Annotated in this window: 2 protein-coding genes; one reads left to right on the top strand and one right to left on the bottom strand. The window is 55.1% G+C overall.

Annotation, left to right across the window (positions count from 1 at the left end):
* Nucleotides 1–1,643: Clp protease N-terminal domain-containing protein (locus SMC5_RS04320; protein WP_243624980.1), on the bottom strand; the 1,643-nt coding region annotated here is incomplete at its 3' end.
* Nucleotides 1,644–1,848: 205 nt separating this feature from the next.
* On the opposite strand from SMC5_RS04320, the gene SMC5_RS10680 reads away from it, so the two are divergent.
* On the top strand, nucleotides 1,849–2,243 hold a 395-nt coding region (locus SMC5_RS10680; RefSeq protein WP_165848972.1), incomplete at its 3' end, for a hypothetical protein.

Genomic DNA, 2,243 nt, shown 5'->3' with positions numbered 1-2,243 from the left:
ATGGGCTTCGTAGGATGTTTGAGTCCCGCACGAGAGCGCCTCAGGGCCTCTGCCATGAGGGCCACAGCCGGGTCCTGCCCAACGACTCTGGTTCGAAGAGCGTCCTCGAGGTGAAGCAGCTTTGCACGTTCATCCTCAGCAAGCCGCGCGGCTGGAATGTTAGTCCACAGAGCCACAACAGCGCGAATGTCATCCGGGCTCACTACTGCTTCCCGTGCAGCCGATGCCACAAACGAGCTTCCTTTCATCGTTTCGATCTTGTCGTGAACGTCCCGCTCCTGGTCTCGCAGACCCGCCGCCTTCTCGAACTCCTGATTGCGAATGGCGTCGTCCTTCTCCCGCTCGATCTTGTCGAGTTCATCCTGCAGTTGACGGTATTCGTCACTTGGAACGGTAGAAGCAAGCCTTACCTTGGCGCTGGCTTCATCCATGAGGTCGACTGCCTTGTCCGGCAGGAACCGGCTCGTGATGTACTTCACAGAGAGCCTGACGGCAGCTTCGATGGCCGCGTCCGTAATGGTTACCTGATGGTGAGCCTCATACCTGTCGCGCAGCCCCTTCAGGATTTCGATCGACTCGGGTACGGTGGATTCACTAACGACGATTGGTTGGAACCGACGCTCGAGCGCCGGGTCCTTCTCGATATATTTGTGGTACTCTCCGAGTGTGGTCGCTCCAATCGTCTGAAGCTCGCCTCTCGACAGCGCCGGCTTGAGGATGTTGGCCGCATCGATAGAACTTCCTTCTGCAGACCCGGCCCCCACAACGTTGTGCAACTCGTCGATGAACAGAATGACAGTGTTGCCAGCCGTCTTCATCTCGGCCAGAAACTTCTTCATCCGGTCCTCGAATTCGCCACGGTATTTGGTCCCCGCCACAAGGCTTGGGATATCGAGCGAAATGACACGCTTGTTCTTGAGAAGTTCAGGTACTTCGCCCGCAACGATTTTTCGTGCCAGCCCCTCGACGATGGCTGTCTTGCCTACGCCCGGGTCACCGATGAGAACAGGATTGTTTTTGGTCCGCCGCAACAATATCTGGAGCAGTCTCTCAGTCTCCTTGTCACGACCGATGACCGGGTCGAGTTTTCCCTGACGAGCCATCTCTGTCAGATCGCGACTGTACTGGTCAAGCGTCGGCGTCTTGGTGCGCTGCCGCGGCTGGTGACCTGGGCGAGGAGGCTCCGTCGTGTGCTCGGTTCCACGCAACGAGAGAACTGTGTTCACAAGCTTCGAAACGTCGACACCTTCATCCTCCAGACTTCGAACACCCACACCGCCACCCTCGTGAACGATCGCCAGCAAGATGTGTTCCGTTGAGATATACCCGTCTCCGAGGTTGATAGCCTCGCGTTCAGCCAGGTCAAGGACCTTCTTTGCCCTGGGCGTGAGGATGATCTCATCATTTCTGCCGAGGAAGTTGTTATGCTTGACCCCTCGCACCTGATCGGAAACATAGTCGACCAGTTTGTGAAGATCAATGCCACTGGCAACCATGGCCTCATACGCTATACCTTCTTCCAGCTTGGCAAGACCAATCAGGAGATGGTCGGTGTCAAGGAAGTCGTTACCCAGCGAGCTGGCCGACTCCTGTGCCATCCATACGGCCTTTTGAGCACGTTCTGTCAAGTTTGCCCAGTTCATGGAATAATGCCTCCGTTCCCGGCACTGCCTGTGACGCAAAGGAGAGCCGGACCCCTGCATATCTGTTTCTAAGATAGTTTACCGCGCCCATGGCTTTCGTCAAACAGCCGACTGTGGCGGGAGCAGACCAGCATCGTGGTTTGACTTGTTCTGCCACCGTATGTAGAATTCACAGAGTAGACTCTTGGTGGCAAAGGGGGATGCTATGGATGACAAGGCCGACGCAGGAATTACACCGCGTGACTGGTGTGCAGAACTGACAGCTCGCATCCCGAATTTTGTGGGCTATCAGAGCAAAGACCAGCGTCGTACTGCTGATAAGATGGTGCGAGATACCATGGTGTTGAAGCTGGACGACCTGAGGGAAATCCTTTCCGACGTCATCGAGAAGGCAAACGACGCAGAAACGTCGGTTGTCGATGACATCTCCAAGATACTTCGAACAATGAACGAGCTGCGCGACAAGATAGAGTTTCTTGGATATGGTGATGCGACATTCTTCACCGATGAACAGCTCAACCCTGATTTCTTGTCGAGGGTCTATCAACTGGAAACACAGATATACGATAGTCTTGATGAACTCGAGACTGCGTTCGAGTC

The sequence above is a fragment of the Candidatus Cryosericum odellii genome, from assembly GCF_003570935.1.
GTDB classification, from domain to species: Bacteria; Caldisericota; Caldisericia; order Cryosericales; family Cryosericaceae; genus Cryosericum; species Cryosericum odellii.
The sequence above is the reverse complement of the archived record's forward strand: the minus strand, read 5'-3'. Positions and strand labels throughout refer to the sequence as shown.